This is a genomic window from Neobacillus sp. YX16, from assembly GCF_030123505.1.
Lineage (GTDB): Bacteria > Bacillota > Bacilli > Bacillales > Cytobacillaceae > Neobacillus.
In genome coordinates, this window is sequence record NZ_CP126115.1 from 6,164,493 (window position 1) to 6,189,203 (window position 24,711).

A 24,711-nucleotide genomic window follows, 5' to 3' on the forward strand; every position below is an offset into this window, starting at 1 on the left:
TGGCAAATTAGGTACTTCGATTCTACTAGTTATTTGATAATTCTGATATATTTTAATCCTCAAATAATTTTAGGAGTGACGCACATGTTAAAAGTACTATCAAAGACCGGTCTAACTCTAGCATTAGCTGGAAGTATTGTGGCAGCAGGCTTCCAACCTACTGAAGCCCCATCCACAACAAAAAGTACATACACTTTAAGTCCCGCTGAATTCGTTGGAGCCGCTCCAGAACTAGCTGCAAAGGCAAAAGAGCTTGGTGTCGATTTATCAAAGGCTGACCCTGCAGAGAAGGCTAATATAGGAACGAAATTCCAGGAGCCTGGGGACAATCATGTAGAAAATAAAGCAGCTACAGGAGATGTACCTGTTCTCGTAATCCTAGCAAAATATAAGGATGGCGATGAGCCAATCGGCGACTTGGAAGGTCAAGTCCCTGCAAAATACTATGAGGATTTAATCTTTGGAACAGAATATAATCCATATGAATTAGAAGCATTCAAACAATATGCTGAATATAACGGTGTTAAGGCACCAACCGACCGAACCATGCAAAATGCCTATAAAGAATCTAGTAATGGCAGAGTTAATATCGTCCGCAAAGAAAACACCGAGTTTGTTTGGGTAGAACTTCCTAAAGGGGCTTCTTACTACTTAGACCAAGAAGGCAAGTATGCAGAAAATGGTAAATATGTACTAGGCAATGTAAACGGAGATGCTCATACTGGTGAATTCGTTCGTGACCTATTAAAGTCCGCTGACGATCAGGTAGACTTCTCAAAATATGCTGAAAACGGCGAGGTTCCAAACGTATTCGTTGTTCACGAAGGAACAGGAGCTGAGTGGAGCCAAGACCCTGCTCAATTCTGGTCTCATAAATGGAGTTTACTAAGTGCCTTATACTATGGTAAATACTATGAAACTGGTAAACCATCAGATGTTCATGCTGGCATGAGCCAAAGTGCTTGGATTAATCAGACGGTTGCCGAGGATATGACATATGATGGTGTAATCGTAAATAACTACAATATCCAACCTGCGATTGGCGGCAACGTAGCTGGTTTCAATTTAACAACTGGCAGCTATGACGAAGCTTCTAAAACAGGCCCATATCCTGCCCAAGCTGGGGTATATGCTCATGAATTTGGACATGCATTAGGTCTTCCTGATTTCTATGATACTGTCTATACTTCTGAAGGGGTAGGAAACTACTCGATGATGGCTGGCGGTTCCTGGATGCGTTATCCAGACAATAATGCCTATTCCGGTAACTCACCAACTCATTTTGATCCATTCTCAAAGGTTTTTCTTGGCTGGGCTGAGCCTATTAATATAACACCTGCTGACGGTGTTAAAGACATTACCTTACCAGCTATTAATAAAGCCAATGCTACAAACGGAATTGTAAAAATGGAGGTTCCTGGTTCTCATGGAACAGAGTATTTCTTATTTGAAAACGTTCAACAGGATGGCTTTAATAAAGGATTAGTTCGTCAAGGCGAGGATTCTCACGGATTATTAGCATGGCATGTCGATGAAAATATCATCAACCTATATCAAACTGCCGGCTTCCGCCCTAATAACGTTGAAAACTGGATGAACAAACGCTTCCAGTTTAATCAATCAGAAACAGCAAGCAATGGCCAGGTTGTAACCCATTATGGCTTATCCCTTCTTCAGGCCGATGGAAAATATGATTTAGAAAAGAATCTAAACCGTGGTGACGCAGGAGACTTCTTCAAGACAGGTGCGAATATCACGCCAAACTCTTCTAATGTTCATACAGGTTCCTACTACTTCTGGAAGGGCAACGGCGCCACTCCAGCAGACTCTGGAATTCATGTAACTGACATTAAAGAAAACGCTGATGGTTCTATCACAGCTAAATTCTATTATAGTTTTAATGAAGGTAACAAAAAGTAATATTTGTTAAAAAACCTGAGTTCTACGGACTCAGGTTTTTTCTTGTTTTTCTTTAAGTGAAGACCTTCCCTTCTACCTTTTATATTAAAGAAATTTCCCGGAAATAAGACATAGTTTACTTTTAGCAGCACATCCTAAGGAAAAGGATGACAAACGGAGGAAGAAATATGAATGTAGATGATATTATTATTGCACGTGAGAAGATGAAGGGAGTCGTCCATACAACGCCGCTGGACTATTCCAAAACTTTTAGTTTACTGGCTCATAACGAAGTATATCTAAAGCTCGAAAACCTCCAAAAAACGGGTTCTTTTAAGGCTAGAGGATCTTATAATAAGTTAATATCCCTTTCACAGGAAGAGCTGCAAAAAGGGGTTGTGGCAGCCTCTGCCGGCAACCATGCGCAAGGAGTAGCTTACTCAAGTCAAATGCTTGGTGTTAATTGTACGATTGTCATGCCAAAGGGGGCACCCCTTAGTAAGGTGCTGGCTACGAAGCAATATGGGGCAGAGGTACTCTTAGAGGGAGCAACATTTGATGATGCACTAGCCTATGCTTTAGAGCTTAAAGAGCAAAGGGATGCTACTTTTATCCATGCCTTTGATGATGATGCCATCATCGCTGGACAAGGAACGGTTGGTTTGGAGATACTCGATCAGCTGCCCGATGTAGAGGCTATTATTTGCCCCGTGGGCGGCGGTGGGCTAATTGCAGGGGTTGCAATGGCCGTGAAGGAGAAAAACCCTCATATAGCTGTCTATGGCGTCCAGTCACTGGCCTGCCCTAGTATGAAACAGTCATTATTTGAAAATAAACCTGTAATGGTAGAATCAACACCCACGATGGCAGATGGGATAGCTGTTAAAAAACCTGGACTGAGAACCTTTGATATCGCCCAAAAATATGTCGATGATATTTTTTGTGTTGATGAGATGGAGATTGCTAGAACGATGCTGATGGTTTTAGAAAGAAATAAGCTGTTAGTGGAAGGATCAGGTGCTTGTTCCCTCTCAGCACTACTATATGAAAAAGTGAAGTTGAAAGAAAAGAAGGTTGTGGCTGTTTTAAGCGGCGGAAATGTTGATATGAATTTTATTTCAAGGGTCATCGAACGAGGATTAGTGGAGTCAGGACGGTATGCTGCTTTTACAATAACTTTAAAGGACAAACCTGGAGAACTTCAAAAGGTACTAAACGCTCTAACCGATTTAGACGCAAACATTCAATCCGTGAATCTCAGTCATATGGGCAAAAATATTTATCCTGGCTATGCCGGGCTGGAAATTTCTGTAGAAACAAAGAATAACGAACATATCGACATGCTGTATAAAGTACTTAAAGAGAAAAACTACATAGTAGAAATGAATCATTTCTAATTCCTAAAGAATTACACAAAAAATCCTTACTTTTTATAAGTAAGGATTTTTTAGTAAAAGTATTCTCATGGTTCTATTAATTTTACTTTTGCTCATTTTGGTATCTTTCTAATTCCTTTGCTGTACAGCGTACAAAGTGTCCTGGAACCACTTCTCTAAGTTCAAACTCGCCATTTGTATCATGTACAGTAGGATCATAGCTGATACGCTTACGAGCGCGCTCATATCTTGGATCTGGCAGCGGAATCGCTGATAGTAATGATTTTGTATATGGATGAATAGGATTATTGTATAATTCATCACTTTCAGCTAATTCAACTAGATTACCCATATACATAACGCCAATACGGTCAGAGATATATTTAACCATTGAAAGGTCATGGGCAATGAACAAGTACGTTAATCCACGTTCTTTTTGGAGTTTCTTAAGCAGATTCACTACCTGTGCCTGAATGGATACATCCAATGCAGAGATAGGCTCATCGGCAATAATAAACTCAGGGTCAACAGCAAGCGCTCTAGCAATTCCAATACGCTGTCTTTGACCGCCACTAAATTCATGTGGAAAACGCGTAGCGTGCTCTTTATTTAAACCAACCGATTCTAATAATTCTTCAACCTTTTGCTTTCGTTCAGCCTCATTCTTTACGAGTTTATGAACGTCAAGACCCTCAGCAATAATATCCAAAACAGTCATACGTGGATTTAATGAAGAAGAAGGATCTTGGAAAATCATTTGCATTTTGCGGTTAAATTTAAGTAATTGGGATTTATTCTTTTTACCGTGAACATCTTCACCATTAAATTTAACTTCACCGCCAGTTGCATCGTAAAGTCGAATGATGGTTCTGCCGGTTGTAGACTTTCCACAGCCAGACTCCCCAACTAGACCAAAGGTTTCACCTTTAAATACATCAAAGCTAACACCATCAACAGCCTTGATTGTATTCTTTTTACCAACAGCAAAATGTTTTTGTAAATTTTTAACTTCAAGTAACTTTTCTCTTGTCACCTTTTTCCACCGCCCTTAGTACCTGTTTGAGCAAAACCTTGCATCCTGTGCTTAACGGCATCAGGCGGCTCAATTTTAGGCGCATCTGGATGCAGCAGCCAGGTTGCCGCATAATGTGTGTCTGAAACCTTAAACATAGGCGGTTCCATCACAGTATCAATTTCTAACGCAAATTGATTTCTTGGAGCAAACGCATCTCCTACAGGAGGGGTAAGCATGTTTGGCGGGCTGCCAGGAATAGCAAAAAGCTCTTCATCCGAACTATCCAATGTTGGCATAGAGCCTATCAATCCCCAAGTATACGGGTGCTTAGGATTGTAGAAAATATCATCTACCGTCCCAATTTCTACGATTTTTCCAGCGTACATGACGGCTACACGGTCTGCAACGTTTGCTACAACACCAAGGTCATGCGTAATAAAAATAATCGCACTATCGGTTTTTTGTTGAATACTCTTCATCAATTCTAAGATTTGAGCTTGAATCGTTACGTCAAGAGCCGTAGTTGGTTCATCTGCAATTAAGATTTTTGGATTACATGCTAATGCAATCGCTACTACCACACGTTGACGCATACCGCCAGAGAATTGGTGAGGATATTGATTAATACGAACATCCGGTCTTGGAATACCAACAAGTGTTAAAAGCTCAAGAGCAGTCTTTCTAGCCTCAGTTTTGCTCATATTCTGGTGCTTCATCAAACCTTCCATGATCTGATAACCAATTTTCATAGTCGGGTTTAGAGACGACATTGGATCTTGGAAGACCATAGAGATGTCTTTTCCGCGAATTTTTTGCATTTCTTTGCTTGTTTTTTTAGCAAGGTCTACTCCCTCGAGAAGGATTTGTCCTTCTTTAATATAGCCATGCGGCTCTGGAAGAAGTCTCATAATCGCATTTGAGGTTACTGACTTACCTGAACCAGATTCACCTACGATTGCTAACGTTTCACCTTTATTTAAATCAAAGGTAACACCTCGAACAGCATGCACTTCACCATTGTAGGTGTTAAATGATACTTTTAAATCTTTGACTTCCAATAATTTACTCATTTATTAAACACCTACCTTCTTATTTATGCATTTTCGGATCGAATGCATCTCTCAAACCATCACCAACGATATTAAATGCAATCATAAGAACAGAGATTACAATTGCCGGGAACACGAGCATATATGGATAAAGTCTGAGGTTATCAAACCCAAGGTCAATTAAAGAACCAAGTGAAGCATCTGGAGGAACAATACCTAATCCGATAAAGCTTAAGAATGCTTCAAAAAAGATTGCGCCTGGAACAGAAAACATTGTGTTAATAATGATAATACCACTGATATTTGGTACCAAGTGTTTTCTAATAATAGTACCATTAGATGTTCCTAAAGTTCTTGAAGCTAAAACAAACTCTTGATTTTTTAACTTTAATACTTCACCACGGACAATCCGGGACATACCAATCCAGCCTGTTATTGACAACGCAATAACAATCGATATAATACCTGGTTTAAGAACAAGCATCATTAAGAGGATAATGACCAAGTTAGGAATACCAACTAAAATCTCGGCTATTCGCTGCATGATATTATCAACTCTTCCACCATAAAATGCAGAAATCCCACCATAAGAAACTCCAATGGCAAGGTCAAGAAGTGCAGCAACAAAAGCGATAATTAAAGAAACCCTTGTACCTTCCCAAAGCCTTGTCCATTGGTCACGCCCTAAGGCATCACTGCCAAACCAGAAATAGGTGTCTTTCATATCTTTCGCTTCATAAATACGATAGGTAGCTTTCACTTCAGCAGAATTTCTAGTGCCGTCACCTTTATTAATGACTTCAAGATCAATAAACTCTTCTTTATTATCAAATCTTGCATTTGCCTTGGCCGTTGCCTGCTGAACATCTTTACCTTGGAACGTTCCAGATAAAGTACCATTCATACCAAGCCAAGAGACATTCTCCAAAGCCGGTACACGTGGAGGCATTTTTGCCCTGTTTAAATCCTGTTCATCGGAACCATAATTGGTCATCCATGGACCGACAATACTCATGATGATAATAAACAGGATAAGAATCATGCTGAAAACAGCAGGTTTATTATTGAAAAGGGTTCTTTTCGCATCCTGAAAAAACGTTCTGCTGGGAGCTGAAATCTTATCGCTCGTATCCTCCTTACGAACAAGAGGGACAAATAAATCTTTTGGTATATTATTTAGGTTATTTTTATCCATTTTACTTATTTCCCCCCTGCTAGTCTTATCCTAGGATCAATTAATCCGTATAGGAGGTCAATGATTAAGATAATCACAATAAAGCCAAACGCAAATAACAATGTTGTACCCATAATGGTTGGGTAGTCATTTACCATTACAGATGTAACGAATTGCTCACCAATACCAGGAATCGCAAAAATTTGCTCAATAACCATTGAGCCTGTCATCAAACCAACTGCCATTGGACCCAATACTGTAATTAACGGGATAAGTGCATTACGTAATCCATGTTTTAAAATAATTCCAGATTCAGCAACACCTTTAGCACGTGCCGTTATGATGTAATTAGAATGTAACACTTCTACCATTTCTGTTCTTGTAAAACGAGCAGCTGTTGCCATCGGATGAATGGCCAAAGCGATCGTTGGCAAAATGGTATGTGCAGGTGTGCCCCAAAGAGCAACCGGGAACCAGCCTAATTTTACTGCAAAAACATATTGTAATAATCCTGCAAATACAAACGAAGGTATCGAGGTTCCGATAACCGCAATGATTGTGGATGAAAAGTCAATCGGACTATTTCGGAAGATTGAGGCCATTAATCCAAGGAATATTCCCAAGATAGAGCCTATCACTAATGCCTGAAAACCTAATAGTGCAGATGGCCCGATTCTATCAAACAAGATTGTTGTTACCGGTGTATTATCAAATTTAAAGGATACACCCAAATCACCTTTTACAAGTCCGCCAAGATATTTGGCATACTGAACAGGTATTGGATCATTCAATCCATATTTTTCTAAAATAATTTCTTTTTGTTCTTCAGTCAATTTATCTTCTGCCTGTAACGGGCTCCCCGGCAAGATTTTCATAAGAAAGAACGAGAATGTCGCAATAATAAATAATGTTATTAGCATATACCATACGCGACGAAGTAAATATCGAGTCATGTTTGCACCTCCTAAATTTCTCTTTATTATATGTTATATCTTGTCGATTATAAATTTTTGTTATAATCGGAATATTCAAGTCCAAACAGGAGAAAAGAGAGTATATGCTTTAACAGCATACACTCCCTTCAATTTTTAATAATAACGTACTATATAATCTTTTTTAATGCTGATTATTCTTCAGCACCAACGCTAGCCCACTTGTATTCGTAAGTTGCTCCGAATAGATTTGTAAACACACCTTGTACTTTTGGAGAAACTAGTAGAGCACCAGCTCTTTGATATACAGGAGCGATAGCTGCATCTTCAAATAAAACTTTTTCTGCTTTTAAGAAGTTGTCAATACGTGCTTCTGGATCTAAAGCTAAAGTTGTTGCAGTATCATTTATTAACTTATCATATTCTGGGTTAGAGTAGCCCATTTGATTGTTTCCGCCACCAGTTAACCAAAGATTCATGAAGGTATATGGATCAAGGAAGTCAGGTCCCCATCCAGCAAACTGCATGTCATAATCCATAGCTGTGTCTAATTCTAGACGTTGTTCAAATGGTACTTCTTTTAAAGTAACTTTTAAACCAGGCAGGTTAGTAGACAATTGGTTAGCAAGGTATTGGTTCATCATCTTAGAAACATCGTTGTCGCCGCCAAGGAATTCGATTTCAACTGTATCAGTTCCTAGTTCAGTTTTAGCTGTTTCCCAGAACTTTTGTGCTTCTTTAACGTCAAATTTCACAAGGTCTCCACTAACTTCGCGGAAGTCTTTACCGTCAGCAGTTGGGAAGAAATCCTTTGGTACTAAACCGTTAGCAACGATAGAACCGTTGTTTAAGATTTCATCTACTAATGCTTGCTTATCAAATGCTCTAGAGATTGCTTTACGTACGTTTACGTTCTTAAGAGCTGGGTTTTTAGTTTGGTTCATCTTAATATAGAATACGGAGTTATCTGGTTGTACTGTGTAATCATCATGAGTTGAGTATGTATCAACTAGGTCAGATGATAAACCAGCACGGTCAACTTCACCTTTTTCATATAAGTCAACACCAGTTTGTGCTTCTTTTACTACAACATAAGTCATTTTTTCTAATTTTACAGTTTTCGCATCCCAGTAAGTTTCGTTCTTAACTAATTCCCACTCATTAGCAGTACTAGTCCAAGAAGCGAACTTAAATGGTCCGTTAGCTAATAATGTATCAGCGCTAGTTGCATATGTGTCACCTTTTTCCGTAACAAACTTCTCATTTAATGGGAAGAAAGTTGGGAAAGTTGTTAATGATTCAAAATATGGAGTTGGGTTTTCAAGTTCAACAACTAGTTTGAAATCGCCATCAGCTTTAACACCTAATTGATCTACAGGAACTTCACCTTTGTTAACAGCAGTTGCGTTTTTGATAACGCCGCCCATCATGTATGGACCATATTCAGATCCTTGATTTGGGTCTACTGCACGACGCCAAGAAAATACGAAGTCGTTTGCAGTTACAGGTTCACCATTTGACCATTTTGCATCTTCACGTAATGTGAAAGTCCAAGTTTTACCATCATCACTTACTTCGTGCTTAGTAGCCATACCTTCAACAGGCTTTCCGCTTTCGTCAAGACGGTATAAACCTTCCATAATAGCAGCCGTGAATTGGATACCGTATTCATCAGTTACCATACCAGGGTCCATAGAAGGGATCGTGTCACCATTAATAAAGTTTAACACTTGTTCTACTTCTGGCGCATCTTCAGCTGGCTTTTTATCATCATCAGCTGTTTCCTTGTTGCCTGAGCAAGCCGCTAAAAACATGCTAAGTACTAGGCTTAGGGCTAAAAGCCATGCAAATTTTTTCTTCATAAAAAAATGACCTCCTATTGTTTTATTTTTCTGTAAATTCGCTCTTAAAAAAGAAGCTAAGGAAATCATACTATTTTTCAACTACTCTTGTAAAGACTAAATATATAAAAGAGTCAAAAAATTATTATATTATTATAGATTACAACAACATTACAGTTGATATAACAATACCTTTCCAGAGGATGACCGAAAAAAATTTATTCTAAAATAAGAATGCGCTTTCTTTTTTAATAGATGAAAATAGATAAAGTATACTTTATAAGCGTATTGGGTTAAAATACCTTTATTATTTATTGCATGTCTAAAATAATTTTATAAATGAAAAGGTGAATGAAAATGCTCAAGAATAAATGGAAGTTTTTAGTAATTAATATTATATTAACCTGTTTATTCTTTCTAATTTTTGCAGCCGACTATAATCTCCTGCACTTTATTAATTCGTTATTTTATCTTTGCTTTGTTTACCTGATTATTGTTTTATTTATGTATACCTCAAAAGGAGGCTTTTTTGACGGCGTTACATTTGGATTTAGAAGATTTAAAAGTATAATGTTTACGCGAAATGGTTATCTCGAAGAATATCTAGATAAGCCACTTCCTTCTGAAAACTTTAATGCTTCTATCTATCAAAGTCTTAAATTCCAAGCTATTTCGTTGCTCGTGCTGCTAATCCTTTTACTTTTCTTATACTATGCATTTTAAAATAACCTGCAAGGGAGAATCTATCTATGGAAATTCAAAAAGTTGGACAAATTGCGGTACCTGTTAAGAATCTGGATCAAGCGGTACAGTTTTATAAAGAAAAACTTGGACTTCCTCATTTATTTTCCTCAAACGGATTAGCATTCTTCGACTGCCACGGTTTGCGTCTTTTGCTAAGTGTACCTGAAAAAGAGGAATTCGCTCATTCCAGTTCCATTATCTACTTTCAAGTTGAAAATATTCATGCAGCTTATGAAGAATTGTTACGTAAGGAAGTTACATTTATCGACGAACCACACCTTATTGCAAAAATGGGACAAACAGAAACATGGATGGCCTTTTTTAAGGACAGTGAAGATAATACGCATGCATTAATGAGTGAATTTGACGTATAGTTATTTGCCCAAGAGACCGAAATTAAAATTCGGTCTCTTTTCTTTTGTGTAGGCTCTATTAAACTTGGCTGTTGATTTGTGCTCCAGGCGCTTCGCTTTCCGCAGGCGGTTCGGGAAGCCTCCTCGACGCTAAAGCGCCTGCGGGGTCTCCCCTGTCCCGTCCTCCTGCAGGAGTCTCGCGCCTTCCGCACAAATCAACAGAGTGCCAAAATCAATAATAAGCTTTAACATTGCATTTGTGTAAATAAATCTTAATACCTGCCCATCATGTGAAAATAACGATCCAAATTCTCCTGCATACGTTTTTCAACCATTTCTCTATGAATTGCTTCATCTAATGTAACTTTACGGGGTTTTATGATTATGGTGAAAAAGAGAATATTTAAGGTCATGGGTAATTCCTCCTTCTCAAATTCAATTAGGTAAGTTTGTTATTTATCGTTCTCATCTAGATAACGTTTAAAGGCAATGAAGTGTTGGGGAAATGATGCAAATTTTTTTTAAGAATAATCTTATGGGTGTTCTACAAACTAAACCTAAAAGGTTTGAAAGGATACCAAAATGAGAAAAAAACTTGTACTTATTGTTGGAGTCATTTTAAGTTTACTTTTCCTGCCTATAGCTCCTGTTCATGCAACTGAAATCCAAGGACAGCATATCCTAATGACGAGAGAGGAATTCAAGGATTGGTTATCAAACACACAAGTTAACCGAGAAATACGGTTAATCCAACAGCATCATACCTGGTTACCTTCCTATAAGCACTTTAATGGTTCTAATCATTTTCGCATGTTGATGGGTATGGAGAATCATCATAAAAAAACGATGGGCTGGAGTAACATAGCTCAAAACATCACCACCTTTCCAGATGGAAAAGTAGCAGTATCTAGACCCCTTAACGTTATTCCCGAAGGAACAATTGGTCCAAATGCTAATTCTGTTGGGATTGCGATTGAGCATGTTGGAAACTTTGATATTGGGCAGGATGTAATGACTAAGGAACAAAGGGAAACAATTATTTACATTAATGCTTTGCTTTGTATAAAGTTTGGGCTTGTCCCTTCTATTGACAGTATTACTTATCACCATTGGTGGCACTTAAAAACCAAAGAAAGAGTCTTAGATGCCACAGCTAGTTACAATGTTAAATCATGCCCTGGAACTGGTTTTTTTGGTGGTAATTCTACAAATAGTGCTAAGACCAACTTCTATCCCCTCATCACAGATAAGATGGAGGAAATAGTAGAAACTGGGCAATAAAATCTCCTTTCCTCTTAAAACATTGATTTTCTTGACCTAAGTCAAGGAAATCAATGACATACTATCTTAAATTTAAATAGTAAAAACAAAGAGGAAAAGGAGACTACATACTATGAAGAAGTTCGGCTTATTATTATTAATAATGGGGGCAATCCTATTTGGCTTAGCAGCTTGTGGAGGAGCAAAGGAAGAAGCAGCTCCTAAAGAAGAGGCAAAAACAGCAGATGCATCAACAAGTGCCACAGATGCTGAGGAATTCACAATCACTGCAAAGAACTGGGAATTTGCTTCTGATAAAGAATTGACGATCAAAAAAGGGTCGAAGGTTAAAATTAATTTAGTAAACGAAGAGGGAATGCATACAATTAGCAATGAGGATTTAGGAATTGAACTCAAAGCTGACACTCCTTCTGTTTTTACTGCTGATAAAACAGGGGAATATGAATTAATTTGTTCTACTATTTGTGGTGCTACTGATGACCATGAAGCAATGAAAATCTCACTAAAAGTTATAGACTAATAGGAAAAAGTCCTGATTTTCAGGGCTTTTTTTGTTTTCCTACTAATCTATGCTAATAATTCACTACCTAAATTATCCAACAATACTTTACAAGAAAAGAAGTTAATGAGTATAATCATTCTTAGAGTCTCAATTTTCTGTAGATAGATAATATTCAGAATTAACTACTTTAGGGGGAAAACGAATGAAGGTCAAACATTGGTTATTGCTTTTAACATTTGGATTGATGCTTAGTGTACTAGCCGCATGTTCCGGAAATGAATCAAAGGAACCAGCAGGTACAGATGCGAAAGAGGAGGAAAAGGGAGAAAAGGTACTTAACTTTTTAAATCCTGAAGCCATTCCTTCAATGGACCCCTCTCTAGCAACAGATGAATCTTCTTTCATCTACTTAGCAGCAACAATGGAAGGTCTATACCGACTAGATGAAAAAACACAGGCTACACCAGGAATTGCAAAAGAACATAAAGTAAGTGTCGATGGTCTGACTTGGACCTTTACACTACGAGAGGATGCAAAATGGTCAAATGGTGACCCGGTAACAGCGCATGATTTCGTGTATTCATGGCAGCGTGCCGTTGATCCTGCGACACAATCTGAATACGGACCGTACATGATTAGTGGCGTTATTAAAAATGCTACTGCAATTACCAAAGGTGAAATGGCAGTGGATCAACTTGGCGTTAAAGCTGAAGGTGATTACACGCTTGTTGTTGAATTAGAAAATCCAACACCATACTTTGAAACACTAACAACCTTCGGAACATTCTTACCAATGAACAAAAAGTTTGTAGAAGAAAAAGGCGATAAATTTGCAACAAGTTCTGAAAACCTCTTAGCCAACGGACCATACGTTATGTCCAATTGGTCAAGCACAAGCGATTCATGGGAACTTGTGAAGAACGAAGATTATTGGGATGCAAAAACAGTGAAAATGGATAAATTAACGTTCAAAGTCGTTAAAGATCCACAAACTGCTCTAAATCTATATGAAGAAGGAACCGTTGATCGTATGGATTTAACATCCGATTTAGTAGACCAATATTCTACTAGTGAGGACTATGCGGTTGCAGCAGATACATTCGTTTACTTCTTAAAGTTTAATCAAACTAAATCAGAAGCATTAGCAAATAAAAATATCCGTGCTGCACTTAGCCGTGCATTTGACAAAGATGCATTAGTAGGAGAGATCTTAAACAATGGATCCATCGCAGCGAATGGATTGGTTCCAAGAGACTTCACGCCAATGCCAGGTTCAGGAGAGGATTTCCGTAAAGTAAGCGGTGACCTTGTGACATATGACCTTGCGGAAGCGAAGGAATTCTGGGCAAAAGGATTGGCAGAGTTAGGAACTGATACAGTTGAACTTGAGTTCTTAGCAGATGATGACCAGACAACAAAGAACCTTGTTCAATACGTTGCTAACCAGCTTTCAACGAATTTAGAAGGATTAAAGGTTACGATCAAACAAGTACCGAAAAAGCAGCGTCTCGCTTTAGACACAGCGATGGATTACCAGCTTCAGCTATCTCGTTGGGGCCCTGACTTCCTTGATCCATATACTTTCATGAACCTATGGACGACAGACAGTGGAAACAACTGGACAGGTTATTCCAACCCAACATATGACAAGCTAGTAAAAGATACCGCTTCAACACTTGCGACTGACCAAGAAGCACGTTATAAAAACTTCTTAGAAGCTGAAAAAGTGCTATTTGAAGATGCAGCCATTGCTCCTGTTTACCAGGCTTCTCGTGCACAATTGATTTCACCAAAAGTTCAAGGTGTATTTGTGAACCCATTCGGTGCAACATACGAATATAAATGGGCTGACGTAGGCGAAGAGTAAAATATTTATAGTAAAAGGGAGAAATGCCAATTTGGTATTTCTCCCTTTCTTTATTGATGAATGAACTGACTATCATACATATTGAAGTAAAATCCCTTTTTCTGTAAAAGCTCTTGATGTGTTCCTGATTCAATGATTTCTCCTTGATGTATGACTAAAATACGATCAGCATTTTCGATGGTCTTTAGGCGGTGAGCAATGATAAAACTGGTTCGCCCTTTCGTTAACTGATTGATTCCCTTTTGAATTTCGATTTCGGTTGTTGTATCAATACTTGAGGTCGCTTCATCTAGAATCAATACGTCTGAATCGGCCAAAATCGCCCTGGCGATAGCTAGTAATTGACGCTGCCCCTGACTTAAATTATATCCACCAGACGTAATAGGGGTATGATAGCCTTCAGGCAAATGTTTAATGTATTGATGTGCAGATGCCATTTTTGCTGCCGCTATGACTTCCTCATCTGTTGCCTCTAAACGGCCATATCGAATATTTTCCATAATACTTCCTGAAAACAAGAATGTATCTTGAAGCACAACTCCGACTTTTTTCCGCAGCCCGCTTATTTGATAATCACGAATATCCCGGCCATCCAGTTTAATCACACCAGAGGTCACATCATAAAACCTCATCAATAAATTAATAATCGTTGTCTTCCCTGATCCTGTTGGACCAACAAGAGCAATCTTTTCACCCGATTTGACACGAAAATCAATATTTTTCAAAATAGGCACTTCTTGCTCATAACCAAAATGGACATGGGAAAACTCAACCTCGCCTTTAAATGAATCTACAATGATTGCATTCTCCTTATCTACTAAATCCGGCGTCTCATCCATGATTTCAAATACACGCTCCGCACCAGCTATTGCCGATTGGAACATATTTAATAAATTAGAAAGCTGTGCAATCGGCCTAAAGAATTGACGAGAGTAGGTTACAAAGGCCGCAATAATTCCAACAGAAGCCAATTCCTGAACTGTCATGAGAGCTCCAATCGCAATAATCAAACAAAGTCCTAAATTATTAATAAAATTATTAACAGGTCCGAGATATCCAGATACCGTATCCGCATCCATAGCGGATTGACGCAGACGTTCATTCACTGCTGAAAATTGCTGATTCATTTTTCCTTCTTTTCCAAATAGCGTTATCACTTCGTTACCCGAGATTGTTTCTTCAATAAATCCGTTTAATTCACCCAAATCTCGCTGCCTTTTAATAAAATGACTGCTGCTGTAGGTAATCAACTTTTTAGTGGTAAAAATGATTAATGGAATAATTAAAAGTGCCACAATGGCCAGCACCCAATTAAGGGAAAACATTGCAATCGCCACACCTATAAGCATCAATATCGATGAGAAGATTTGTATGATACTTTGACTTAGGGCACTATTCAAACTATCTATATCATTCGTGACCCTGCTCATTAAATCGCCATGTGTTCGTTTATCGAAAAATCGTAAAGATAAGGTTTGAAACTTATTAAATAAATCCTGCCGCAAATTCCGTATCGTTTGTATCGATACCCGAACCATCATAAAAGATTGCAGCCAAGTAAACAATGCAGTCGCGCTATAGACTGCTGTAAGGAAAACCAAAAATCTTAGCGTTCCGGCAATATCCTTTGGAATAATATATTTATCAATAATAACCCCAATCATATATGGGCCCAAAAGACCCAATAAAGTTGAGACAATGACAAATATAATTGATGCTATTAGCGCTGTTTTTTGCTTCTCCATATACAGCCAAATCCGTTTTATCGTTCCCTTCCAATCCTTTGCCTTTACAACCGGTCCGCTTAACCCTCTCGGACCACGGACTTTATTCATAAAATTGGGATTGTGTTGTGAAGCTGATTTACTCATCCATATTCAACCTCCAATCCACTCTGTGAAGTATATATATCACAATAAACTTTACTATTTTTCAGTAATTCATCGTGTGTACCTTGGGCTTCAATTTCCCCATCCTTCATCACAAGGATTTGGTCCGCATCCTTAATGGAGGAAATCTTTGATGAAATAATAAACACCGTCGTATGGGAATTAGCTTGTTTTAATACCTGTTGTATCGCTGCCTCTGATAAAGCATCAATGGCAGAAGTAGAATCATCGAGAATCAGAATACTGCCATCGCGAATAAAGGCACGCGCCATCGCTAATCGCTGTCTTTGACCTCCTGACAGATTTGTTGCTCCTTGCATAAGTGAATGTTCAAATTTATCATCAAACCTATCGATAAATTCACTGGCAACCGCTGATTGGGCCGCTTGATTTAAGTCAGTAATGGTTGCTTCTTCTTTTCCAAATCGTAAATTGTCCTCAATGGTGCCTGAAAATAAAGTCGCCTTTTGTGGAACAAACCCGATTTCTGTACGGAGTTTTTCCAGCGAAAAATCCTTGATGTTTACCCCATCAATAAGAATAGCTCCAGAATCAGGATCATATAGACGCGGAATCAGTTTAACTAGGGTTGATTTCCCGCTTCCCGTTGAACCAATAATCCCAATGGTTTGACCAGCACTTGCTTTAAATGAAATGTTTTGAAGGACATATTTCCCATTTTTACTATAGCTGAAGTTCACATTCCTAAATTCAACTTCTCCACTTAGTTTAGAGACCGAAACCGGTTGATTAGGTTCCTTAATATCAATTTCTGTTTCAAGAACCTGATTAATTCGCTCAGCGGAGGAAAAAGAACGGGCAATCTGCATTAACACATGACTGCTGCTCATTAATCCATTTATCATAATGTTTAAGTAGTTAATAAAGGCTAAAATAACCCCAACCTGGAGGGTACCTTCATTTACCTTTATTACCCCCATCCAGAGTCCAGCAATGATTCCTAGATTAACAATGAACATCATAATCGGCATCATGGTTAAAATAAGCTGTTCAGCGGTCATATTACGTTTCATTAATAAATCATTGACACTTTTAAAATGGTACTTTTCATAATCTTGGCGGTCAAATGCCTTGATTACTCGAATACCCGCTAACATTTCTTGAAGCTTTGTGTTCACCTGATCCATGGCTTTTTGCACGTTCAAGAAAAGCTTCCCTGACTTTACTGAAAAGAAATAGATACAAGCCATCAGAATAGGTATGGATACAAGCAGCACTGGAAATAGTTCTCGGGCAGTAATCCAAACGATGATAACAGATCCGATAAACAACAAAGGTCCCCGTATAAACATACGTAATGTCATTATAACTGCCTGTTTTAGTGTCTCCACATCACTTGTCGCTATGGTAATTAGTTTGCCAGTACCGAATGAATCTGTATTTTGATTTGAAAAATTTCCTATTTTTTTAAACACATCACGGCGAATATCAGTAGCAAAATGGACAGCGGATTTTGCAGCATAAATAGAACTCCCCGCCCCGCCAATTAGACCGATAAACGCACTAAGCAGCATTAGAAGACCAAGTTTTATAACATACGCATTATCTTGATTGGCAATGCCTGTATCAATCATCTTCTGCATAATTGTTGGCTGCAGCAGATCCATCAGCACTTCTATACACATTAGAAGTGGTCCTAAAATGGCAAAAAACTTGTATGGTCCAATATAGTGTAGTAATTTTTTCATGGCTTTCATGAAATTTCCCCTTACTTCGTGCTTTTCTTTTTCAAACGATCGGTCATTTCATCGATAAAGGCGATTAATTCAAATACACTTTCTGGATTCCCTCGTGCTTGTTTCATCGCTTTTCGAAATTCTGCTTCCCACCGATCCATTGCCGCCCTTAATTGAACAGACTCCTCTGACTTCCTCCACATCATTCTCTCTTTCCACTCAATCCAAAAATCGCCTTCCACACGTTTTTCCTCTAATCGTTTTTTGCCATTCTCATTGATCGAATAGGTCTTTTTATCCGATTCAGTATCTAGTTCAATTAAATTTTGATCTACTAATTCTTGAAGTGCAGGATATACCGTTCCAGCACTGGCTGAATAAGCACCATTTGACCGTTCTCCCAGCCCCTTCATGATTTGATACCCATGCATGGATTCTTCATTTAACAAATGCAGAATAGCTACTTGAACAAATCCTCTCCGTCTTTTCATTTTATTCCTCCTTAATTATATCGATAATATTAATCGATATATCGTTTAAAATCATCGTAATAAATCGATAAAAATATACAAAAAAGGATTTGCCCTGTTTGAGCAAATCCCAAAATTTCAATTAAATTCTAAAAGACATTCCCTGTTCTTATGATGTTTACCTTTACATTCGGTTCAAATTGAACGTTTTTATATTCCTCTCCCCAATTGATTTTCTTCCATAATTCAGGGTGAAAACTTGAAATTCGTCTTCCAATTCCCAACGCATCACAATTGGCTTCTAATAAAGTGTTGGTTACTTCCTTTGCTTGTTTCGTTAATTCATCAGAAATTTCTTTATTTAATTTTTTGATATCTAGTCCTTTTCTAAAATCTTGAGGATAGCTTACTACGTCAATATTCATTTTGACATTAATTTTGCATGTTATTTTATTATCCTGATTCACAAGGACCTCTAAATTTCGACTCAAGTCTTTAGTTGTAAAAGAAATGGCATTTTTTTCGGGGCCCAATAATAAAGCCAATCTGTTCATCTTGCTTAATTGATCCATTAATGACAATAGTATACTGCTTTTTTCTTTTGATAATGTTAAACCTGTATATTTATCATCGTCTACTAGAGCCACTCCAGCTACTTCAACTTTATTAGACTCTACTATTTCCAGGTAAGGTAAAATTATATCTTCACCATAATCTAACATTTTTTTCCAAACTGTAAATGTTGTTTCTTTCGGTATGACCGTATCCACTTCTGCTCCATTTAGTAATCGCAAGATTTCAAATGCGATTGGGCTTTTTTCTTTTTCCAAAGAAAGAATATCTTTCGCTTTTCCTTTAGTTATGACAATTTTGGAAGACAAATATGAACCCATATTTCGATAAAAGACCTCAATGATAGGGTGAATCCCTTTTTTAGCTAGATCTTCACCTATTATTACCACAAACGCTTTACTAGCATCTATTTCACCCCCAATTTTACTGTCTACATCTAATGCTAAACCAGAAGTTGTTGGTCTTACAGCAGATACTAGTTCATCGTATATATCAAATTGCCCTCCTCCTTTACTTTGAATGTTTAATGCTCTAACTGATGCATCAATTTTTCCCTCTTCAGTAATATCAAAACTAATTCCGTTCACAAGCGTTCGATTCACTAGATAATGCTGGTCCCAACAGCCAGTCAACATGATAGGGATAATGCATGTGATAATAAGGAGTATTTTTCTCAAGCGGATTCACTACTTTCATGCTTTTTAAATAGGAACGAAAGGATTAAAAGCAAAGTTGGGATGATAAAAACAACCGCATAACTTAAATACGTCACATATTTGTTAAATAGAGTAGTGGTAGCGTCATTATGTGGAATTAATGTAATCAAAAAAATAATGAATCCATTCATTAAGACTACCCTTGGGTAATTCTTCTTCTTTACATTCATACTCTTACTAGCAAAAAATAAATAGGCAATAATGGAAGTGACCATCGGGACAATCCATATCGACAGGAAAATGAGATCCACCCGATCGACCATCTTGTAAGTTATTCCTCTAAGTAAATTTAAAATCGGTTCTCTCATTTGTGCCAACTGATCTGTACTAAAACTGATTAGAGAAAGGAAGATAAAGTAAGTGTAAAAAATGACGATAAGAATGTTGGATATCGATACCGTCTTTAATACTCCTTTTTTATTATCAATAATGAAGGGGAACGTAAACAGTAACCCTTCAAATCCCAACATCGCAAGAAGAGAATTGTTAGTACCCAATAAAATATTTTTAATTCCAGAACTTCCAATTGGAAGAATATATTGAAACTCTTTAGGAGTAAACCAGCTTAATAAAGAAGTAAACATTAATAATAGGATTAAGGAAGTTGCTAGGACAAAGAATCTTGCAATGATTCTTAAATCACTAACCGCTAAATAAATACAAGCGGTAAGGATGAGTATGGATATGATCCAATTAGGTGTTAAAGGCAATAACCATAAATTAATGATTTTAATAAATAAAATGGTGACTAAGCCTCCGACAAGGATGAAATTCATATAGATAACAAGATTAATCAATTTCCCTAGAAAACGACCAAGTATCTTTTGAGTGATTTCGGTATAAATAAGATTGGGAAATCGTTTTAGTAACTGCCAGTAGATGACGAGCATAACTTGAACAGCTACCCCTGCAAAGAGGGGAGAAATCCAACCATCTCCTTTAGCCGTCTTCTGCACGACATTCGGCAATGATAAAAGTCCTACGCCAATTTGACTTTGAAGCATGATAAAAAACAGCTGAAATTTTGTAATCGAAAGATTTTTATCTGTCATTTCTTCTTCCACGCCCTTGTTTGCCCCTGTTGTTTTGCGTAAGCTGGCTTTGCGTCAGTTGGTCGAGTATTTAGTTTCCATAATGGAAGCCTTATCAACGAATCCTTTAAATCTTCTTTCTTAAATGGGGCTATAGGTGAAAAATAAGGCGTTCCAAAAGAATCTAATTTACTTAAATGCATAAAAATCAACATTAACACGAATACAATCCCAAAAAATCCAAACATGGATGCCGCGATCATCGTTGGAAAACCTAATAACCTTGCACTTGTCCCCATTTCATTTATAGGTGCCACAAATGAGGCAATGGCCGTAAATCCAATCACAACGATCATCATATTCGATACAATATGCGCATCTACCACCGCTGTCCCAATGACTAATCCCCCTACAATCCCGATTGTTTGGGCTATAGGTGAAGGCAAGCGAATCGAGGCTTCCTTTAATAGCTCCAAAATGATTTGCATAGCTATCGCTTCCGCCAAGGGAGGAAAAGGAACATATTCTAATGAAACCCTGATGGAGTAAAGAATTCCGATCGGAAGGACCTCTGAATGAAACGAAACGATGGCTATGTAGATGGCAGGCAAGCTAATCGCAATGATAAAACTAAAGACGCGAATTATTCGAAAGAAAGATCCAACTAACCATCGGCTATTATAGTCATCAGGTGCTTGATAAAACGCAAAAAACGTGATTGGAACGACTAACACACGTGGATTGCCATCCAAAATAATGGTGATTTTCCCTTCTGTTAAATAGGACACCGCTCTGTCAGGTCTTTCTGTAGCTAAAATATGTGGAAAAGGTGAAAAAGGATTATCTTCAATAAGATCCTCTAATTCACCAGTTGAATAGAGCTGATCAATTTCGATTGAAGTTATTCTGCGCTCTACTTCGTTAATAAGCTCTTTATTTGCAAGATTTTCAATAAAAACCATGCCAACTTTCGTATTCGAAAGATTTCCGAGAGTAAAATATTTCACTTTTAACTGTGGATTTTTAATTCTCTTTCTTAAAAGGTGTAGATTAGAGCTAAAATCTTCAACAAAGCCATCATGAGTACTTTTAATGCTTCGCTCGTTATTCGGCTCTTGAATAGCCCTGCCTTCTATTCCTCCAACAGAAGCCATATAGGCTTGGGGATTGTTTTCTATCAAAATCATACAGAATCCATCTAATAACTGTTTCCCTGCTTCTGAAATAGTGGAAGTCCTTTTGATTTCTGCCGCATGGACGGTTTTCTCCATTTCACCCGCTTTCATTTCTAAAATAGGCTCAATAATAGAAGCTTGGAGAAGCTCCTTCTTCACCAACGAATCAAGATAAAGAATGACACACTTCTGGTTATGAAATCGTAGTTCCTTTTTCATTAAATCTTCTGTATGGCAAAAATGTTCTTCTAACATTTTTATATTTTTCTCAATATCATCACAAAGCTGCCCGTCACCATTTGACGAGCTAGATAAAGATGATTTCCCTTTAAAGAAACTCATTTGCGAAAACTCCTTAGAAGAGTAGATACCCACTATTATTTCCCTAAATCCTTACTATATTTATTTAATGCCAAACCGTTTGATGCAATTTCCCCATCTATCAAGAAACTATCCGTATTGGACAATTAGGCTTGTACACTTTCTGAAAATTTAATATAATTATTTTTACCACTATCTCTATGTTGTTTAATATAAAAAAAGTGCCCCAAATGATTAATCTGGGACACTTCTATTAGAATATTTAGTTAGATCGTTCTTCCAGCCAGTCAGCAATGGTTGGATATGTTATTTTTGTAGCTTGACTTCCAAATGTAATCGATGTATGCCCCACTGGCAAACATTTATATTCTTTATCTTCACTAGATATAGCATTCATCAATGCTTCCACTTGGTGCGGCTGGGCAATGAGGTCGTTTTTACCAGATAAATTGAGCACGTTAGCTCTGATATTTTCAAGGTTAACCTTCTTACCACGAATAACCATTTCTCCTTTTATCAGTTTGTTTTGCTGATAAAAGTCCCTAATCCACTGACGGTAGGCCTCACCTGGGAATTGAATACCGTCGTTTAACCATTTTTGCAATAGCTTAAAGCTCTTTATGAACTTTTCATTATCCGCACGTTCATAAAGACTAATATATGGTCCATAGTTCGTTCCCATTGGATTGATCATTTTGTTACCAAAGTCAATCATTTCAGGTGGAATAACACCTAGGGTATCTACAACTTTATCAATATTAAAATATCGTTCATCTAACATCGCACCATATGAGCCAGTCTTTTCAAAATCAAAAGGACTTGTCATAAAGATAAGATTCCGGATCGGTAATTCAGGGTGCAGTGCTGCAAATGCAGCCGTGATCGTTCCCCCCATGCAATAACCAAGGATTGAAACTTCATCCACGTTTGATTTTCTCAGTACCTTCCGAACGGCACGTGGGATATAGTCCATAATGTAATCATCTAGTTTCATATTTCTATCTTCATAACCAGGTTGGCCCCACTCAAGCAGATAGACTTCAAACCCGCGATTAACCAAGTATTCTACTAAACTACCGCCCTTTGTTAAATCCAGGATATAAGGTTTATTAATAAGGGCATACACCAAAAGAAGAGGAATCTTATGTTTTTTTGGACTTTCAGAAATATAGCGATAGAGCTTCGTTTTATTTCTTGTCCAAATAAGTTCTTTCGGTGTTGGTGCTACTTCCGGATCAGCATCTGTTGTTAGAACTTGATTTGCTCTTAATGTACGTTGATACATCTCCTTGTATTCCGGAGGTGTATATTCGAGCAGTTCATTCCAATCGGTAGGCATAAGTACGCTAATGACTGTTCACTCCTTACATGATTTATTTACTCTATTAATTTATTAATAAATACGAACCTTCATGACACTTACATGTAAAGTCCACCGTTAATATTTAATTGCTGACCAGTAATATAGTCACCATCTTTACATAGGAAAACAACACCACGAGCGATTTCTTCAGGTTTGCCTAAACGTTTTTGTGGTACTTTTTCAACGATACCTGCAAGAACTTTTTCAGGAATGGCTTGGACCATCTCGGTTCCAATAAATCCTGGGCAAATGGCATTAACAGTTACCTTACTTCTAGCAAGTTCAAGAGCGAGGGATTTAGTATATCCAATTAGTCCTGCTTTTGCTGCAGCATAGTTGGTTTGTCCAAACCCGCCAGCTTGTCCAATAATTGACGAAATGTTGATGATGCGGCCTGCATCTGATTCAAGAAGATAAGGTAAGGCAGCAGAAGTATTGTTGTAAACACTGTTTAAATTAACATTGATTACTTCTCTCCAATCTTCTTCGGTCAATTTTTTAAACGTGCTGTCTCTTGTAATTCCTGCATTATTAATCAGGATATCTAATTTGCCATAATGTTTGATGGTTTCTTGTACTAGATATGCTGACTCATTACTTTCTGAAACATCCGCTTGAACGGCGTATGCATCTCCGCCAAATTCATTAATTTCTGCGACTACTTTATCTGCTAATTCTTTACGGATATTATAGTTAATGACAACCTTTGCTCCATTTTTAGCCAATTCCAATGCAATCGCTGCTCCGATTCCTCTGCTGCCACCTGTTACGATTGCTACTTTACCCGTTAATCCTGTCATCTTTAATCCACCCCATCTATAGTAGTTGTAAAAAACTATGTAATACTTTTCTATTTAACCTTTTCTTGTGATTTCAACATGGTAAGGATTTGATTCAACTTTGTATCCAAACTCTTCATGTCCTTCTTTAAATGGGCCAATTCTGTTTTAAATGATTCCTGAACATCTTGGCTGTCCAATTTCTCTTCTAATTTTTCTTCTAAATCATCCACTTTTGCATCTACATTAACAATCAACGAAGAAATATTCGCAATGTCATTTCGACTTGGTACGTTCATAAACTCTAAGTACTTTAATGTGGATTCATCAATCATTTTTTTAAATTGAAGATTCATCTCCAAAATCTGTCCCATACCTTCAGAAGGGAAATCCTTGCTGATTTTTTCATCAAATAATTTACTGGTTTGGGAATAATAATCCTTCCACATATCATAAAAGTTAAAGCTTTGGTTCATATCCTTTTCCTCCTTATTCTTTCTAGACGTTTCAATCATACTAACTATATGGAAATAATTAAAGATTAAATATTGAAAATTATCGAAATACTTTTCTTCTTTTATTGACAAAATCCTCCCTTTTTCGCAAACAACCGTACAATTTCAATTGGTATGATAGGATATTAATCAAAATAAATAAAAATCCC

The 24,711-nt window shown here is 37.5% G+C and carries 22 protein-coding genes; 7 read left to right on the plus strand and 15 right to left on the minus strand.

Features of this window, described 5'->3' with window-relative positions; translation table 11 throughout:
* The first annotated feature begins 84 nt into the window (after positions 1-84).
* The gene (locus QNH48_RS30115) at positions 85-1,920 is read left to right on the plus strand and encodes a M6 family metalloprotease domain-containing protein (RefSeq protein WP_283953268.1); all 1,836 of its coding nucleotides are present in this window, start codon (positions 85-87) and stop codon (positions 1,918-1,920) included.
* Between the two features lie 167 nt (positions 1,921-2,087).
* Positions 2,088-3,296 carry a threonine ammonia-lyase gene (gene ilvA, locus QNH48_RS30120; protein WP_283953269.1) on the plus strand — a complete coding sequence of 403 codons (1,209 nt, stop codon included), beginning with the start codon at positions 2,088-2,090 and terminating at the stop codon, positions 3,294-3,296.
* Between the two features lie 82 nt (positions 3,297-3,378).
* On the opposite strand, the gene QNH48_RS30125 is transcribed toward ilvA, so the two are convergent.
* The 5 genes from QNH48_RS30125 to QNH48_RS30145 form a co-directional block, all read right to left on the minus strand.
* Positions 3,379-4,308 carry an ABC transporter ATP-binding protein gene (locus tag QNH48_RS30125; protein ID WP_283953270.1) on the minus strand — a complete coding sequence of 310 codons (930 nt, stop codon included), beginning with the start codon at positions 4,306-4,308 and terminating at the stop codon, positions 3,379-3,381.
* Positions 4,305-5,360, minus strand: a complete 1,056-nt coding sequence (locus QNH48_RS30130) for an ABC transporter ATP-binding protein (RefSeq protein ID WP_095247426.1) — start codon at positions 5,358-5,360, stop codon at positions 4,305-4,307. The genes QNH48_RS30125 and QNH48_RS30130 overlap by 4 nt, the downstream gene beginning before the upstream one ends.
* Before the next feature lie 19 nt (positions 5,361-5,379).
* A complete protein-coding gene (gene opp3C / locus QNH48_RS30135) occupies positions 5,380-6,534 on the minus strand; it encodes an oligopeptide ABC transporter permease (protein WP_133369839.1) in 1,155 nt (384 codons plus the stop codon).
* Between the two features lie 5 nt (positions 6,535-6,539).
* Entirely contained in the window at positions 6,540-7,466 is a 927-nt protein-coding gene (opp3b, locus tag QNH48_RS30140; RefSeq protein WP_095247424.1) for an oligopeptide ABC transporter permease, read from the minus strand.
* Positions 7,467-7,639: 173 nt separating this feature from the next.
* The gene (locus QNH48_RS30145; protein WP_283953271.1) at positions 7,640-9,307 is read right to left on the minus strand and encodes a peptide ABC transporter substrate-binding protein; all 1,668 of its coding nucleotides are present in this window, start codon (positions 9,305-9,307) and stop codon (positions 7,640-7,642) included.
* Positions 9,308-9,643: 336 nt separating this feature from the next.
* Here QNH48_RS30145 and QNH48_RS30150 point away from each other — a divergent pair, with 336 nt between their 5' ends.
* Positions 9,644-10,009 carry a DUF3899 domain-containing protein gene (locus QNH48_RS30150; protein WP_283953272.1) on the plus strand — a complete coding sequence of 122 codons (366 nt, stop codon included), beginning with the start codon at positions 9,644-9,646 and terminating at the stop codon, positions 10,007-10,009.
* A gap of 26 nt (positions 10,010-10,035) precedes the next feature.
* Positions 10,036-10,404 carry a VOC family protein gene (locus QNH48_RS30155; protein WP_283953273.1) on the plus strand — a complete coding sequence of 123 codons (369 nt, stop codon included), beginning with the start codon at positions 10,036-10,038 and terminating at the stop codon, positions 10,402-10,404.
* Between the two features lie 251 nt (positions 10,405-10,655).
* Here QNH48_RS30155 and QNH48_RS30160 read toward each other — a convergent pair whose 3' ends face one another.
* A complete protein-coding gene (locus QNH48_RS30160; protein WP_283953274.1) occupies positions 10,656-10,796 on the minus strand; it encodes a YrzI family small protein in 141 nt (46 codons plus the stop codon).
* A 169-nt stretch (positions 10,797-10,965) separates the two neighbouring features.
* Here QNH48_RS30160 and QNH48_RS30165 point away from each other — a divergent pair, with 169 nt between their 5' ends.
* The 3 genes from QNH48_RS30165 (at position 10,966) to QNH48_RS30175 (ending at position 14,033) form a co-directional block, all read left to right on the plus strand.
* A complete protein-coding gene (locus tag QNH48_RS30165; protein WP_283953275.1) occupies positions 10,966-11,664 on the plus strand; it encodes a peptidoglycan recognition protein family protein in 699 nt (232 codons plus the stop codon).
* 112 nt (positions 11,665-11,776) lie between these two features.
* The gene (locus QNH48_RS30170; RefSeq protein ID WP_283953276.1) at positions 11,777-12,184 is read left to right on the plus strand and encodes a cytochrome c oxidase subunit II; all 408 of its coding nucleotides are present in this window, start codon (positions 11,777-11,779) and stop codon (positions 12,182-12,184) included.
* Positions 12,185-12,368: 184 nt separating this feature from the next.
* Entirely contained in the window at positions 12,369-14,033 is a 1,665-nt protein-coding gene (locus QNH48_RS30175) for a peptide ABC transporter substrate-binding protein (protein ID WP_283953277.1), read from the plus strand.
* 50 nt (positions 14,034-14,083) lie between these two features.
* On the opposite strand, the gene QNH48_RS30180 is transcribed toward QNH48_RS30175, so the two are convergent.
* The 9 genes from QNH48_RS30180 to QNH48_RS30220 all read right to left on the minus strand — a co-directional run bounded on the left by QNH48_RS30180 (position 14,084) and on the right by QNH48_RS30220 (position 24,523).
* Positions 14,084-15,904: an ABC transporter ATP-binding protein gene (locus QNH48_RS30180; protein WP_481858447.1), complete on the minus strand. Its 1,821-nt coding sequence runs from the start codon at positions 15,902-15,904 to the stop codon at positions 14,084-14,086.
* Positions 15,901-17,640 (minus strand): ABC transporter ATP-binding protein, encoded by a 1,740-nt coding sequence (locus QNH48_RS30185; protein WP_283953278.1) that lies wholly within the window; start codon positions 17,638-17,640, stop codon positions 15,901-15,903. The genes QNH48_RS30180 and QNH48_RS30185 overlap by 4 nt, the downstream gene beginning before the upstream one ends.
* Positions 17,641-17,651: 11 nt before the next feature.
* Complete coding sequence (locus tag QNH48_RS30190; RefSeq protein ID WP_283953279.1) at positions 17,652-18,110, minus strand: PadR family transcriptional regulator; 459 nt, start codon at positions 18,108-18,110, stop codon at positions 17,652-17,654.
* A 128-nt stretch (positions 18,111-18,238) separates the two neighbouring features.
* The gene (locus QNH48_RS30195) at positions 18,239-19,339 is read right to left on the minus strand and encodes a Ger(x)C family spore germination protein (RefSeq protein WP_283953280.1); all 1,101 of its coding nucleotides are present in this window, start codon (positions 19,337-19,339) and stop codon (positions 18,239-18,241) included.
* Positions 19,336-20,442: a GerAB/ArcD/ProY family transporter gene (locus QNH48_RS30200; RefSeq protein WP_283953281.1), complete on the minus strand. Its 1,107-nt coding sequence runs from the start codon at positions 20,440-20,442 to the stop codon at positions 19,336-19,338. The genes QNH48_RS30195 and QNH48_RS30200 overlap by 4 nt, the downstream gene beginning before the upstream one ends.
* Positions 20,427-21,926, minus strand: a complete 1,500-nt coding sequence (locus QNH48_RS30205; protein ID WP_283953282.1) for a spore germination protein — start codon at positions 21,924-21,926, stop codon at positions 20,427-20,429. The genes QNH48_RS30200 and QNH48_RS30205 overlap by 16 nt, the downstream gene beginning before the upstream one ends.
* 241 nt (positions 21,927-22,167) lie before the next feature.
* Positions 22,168-23,244, minus strand: a complete 1,077-nt coding sequence (gene phaC, locus QNH48_RS30210) for a class III poly(R)-hydroxyalkanoic acid synthase subunit PhaC (RefSeq protein ID WP_095247411.1) — start codon at positions 23,242-23,244, stop codon at positions 22,168-22,170.
* A gap of 80 nt (positions 23,245-23,324) precedes the next feature.
* Positions 23,325-24,068 (minus strand): 3-oxoacyl-ACP reductase, encoded by a 744-nt coding sequence (locus QNH48_RS30215; protein ID WP_095247410.1) that lies wholly within the window; start codon positions 24,066-24,068, stop codon positions 23,325-23,327.
* 50 nt (positions 24,069-24,118) lie between these two features.
* On the minus strand, positions 24,119-24,523 hold the full coding sequence (locus QNH48_RS30220; protein WP_283953283.1) for a polyhydroxyalkanoic acid synthase subunit PhaR: 405 nt from the start codon (positions 24,521-24,523) through the stop codon (positions 24,119-24,121).
* Positions 24,524-24,711 lie beyond the last annotated feature (188 nt).